This is a genomic window from Colwellia chukchiensis (genome assembly GCF_002104455.1).
GTDB classification, from domain to species: domain Bacteria; phylum Pseudomonadota; class Gammaproteobacteria; order Enterobacterales; family Alteromonadaceae; genus Cognaticolwellia; species Cognaticolwellia chukchiensis.
On sequence record NZ_NBOC01000043.1, the window covers coordinates 1 to 1,574 of the forward strand.

Below are 1,574 nucleotides of genomic sequence, written 5' to 3' on the forward strand. Positions count from 1 at the left end.
GAAACTACTTGGGGTTGTATGGTTAAGTGACTAAGCGTATGTGGTGGATGCCTTGGCAGTTAGAGGCGATGAAGGACGTGTTAATCTGCGAAAAGCGTAGCTAAGGTGATAAAAACCGTTATAGGCTACGATGTCCGAATGGGGAAACCCACCCGTCATCAGGCGGGTATCGTTACCTGAATACATAGGGTAGCGAGGCGAACCGGGAGAACTGAAACATCTAAGTACCCCGAGGAAAAGAAATCAACCGAGATTNCGATGTCCGAATGGGGAAACCCACCCGTCATCAGGCGGGTATCGTTACCTGAATACATAGGGTAGCGAGGCGAACCGGGAGAACTGAAACATCTAAGTACCCCGAGGAAAAGAAATCAACCGAGATTTCCTTAGTAGCGGCGAGCGAACGGGAATTAGCCCTTAAGTGGTTTGTAAGTTAGTGGAAGCTACTGGAAAGTAGCACGATACAGGGTGATAGTCCCGTACACGAAAACGAACTTATCATGAAATCGAGTAGGACGGCACACGTGAAACGTTGTCTGAACATGGGGGGACCATCCTCCAAGGCTAAATACTCCTAACTGACCGATAGTGAACCAGTACCGTGAGGGAAAGGCGAAAAGAACCCCTGTGAGGGGAGTGAAATAGAACCTGAAACCGCATACGTACAAGCAGTGAAAGCCGGATTTAGTCCGGTGATTGCGTACCTTTTGTATAATGGGTCAGCGACTTATATTCTGTAGCAAGGTTAACCGACTAGGGGAGCCGTAGCGAAAGCGAGTGTTAACTGCGCGTTTAGTTGCAGGGTATAGACCCGAAACCCGGCGATCTACCCATGGGCAGGTTGAAGGTTGAGTAACATCAACTGGAGGACCGAACACACGTATGTTGAAAAATGCGGTGATGACTTGTGGGTCGGAGTGAAAGGCTAATCAAGCCGGGAGATAGCTGGTTCTCCCCGAAATCTATTTAGGTAGAGCCTCGCACGAACACCATTGGGGGTAGAGCACTGTTAAGGCTAGGGGGTCATCCCGACTTACCAACCCTTTGCAAACTCCGAATACCAATGAGTGATATGCGGGAGACACACTACGGGTGCTAACGTCCGTAGTGAAGAGGGAAACAACCCAGACCGCCAGCTAAGGTCCCAAAGTACTAGTTAAGTGGGAAACGATGTGGAAAGGCATAGACAGCTAGGAGGTTGGCTTAGAAGCAGCCATCCTTTAAAGAAAGCGTAATAGCTCACTAGTCGAGTCGGTCTGCGCGGAAGATGTAACGGGGCTAAACTAGTCACCGAAGCTGCGGATTNAGGCATAGACAGCTAGGAGGTTGGCTTAGAAGCAGCCATCCTTTAAAGAAAGCGTAATAGCTCACTAGTCGAGTCGGTCTGCGCGGAAGATGTAACGGGGCTAAACTAGTCACCGAAGCTGCGGATTTGAACTTAGGTTCAAGTGGTAGGGGAGCGTTCTGTAAGCCGTTGAAGGTGTGTTGTAAAGCATGCTGGAGGTATCAGAAGTGCGAATGCTGACATGAGTAACGATAAGGGGAGTGAAAAACTCCCCCGCCGAAAGACCAAG

1 rRNA gene is annotated in these 1,574 nt (G+C 49.6%); it reads left to right on the top strand.

Annotated features, from left to right (window positions below):
* Window positions 1–20: 20 nt before the first annotated feature.
* Window positions 21–1,574, top strand: a 23S ribosomal RNA gene (locus B6K83_RS18090); the annotation flags it as partial.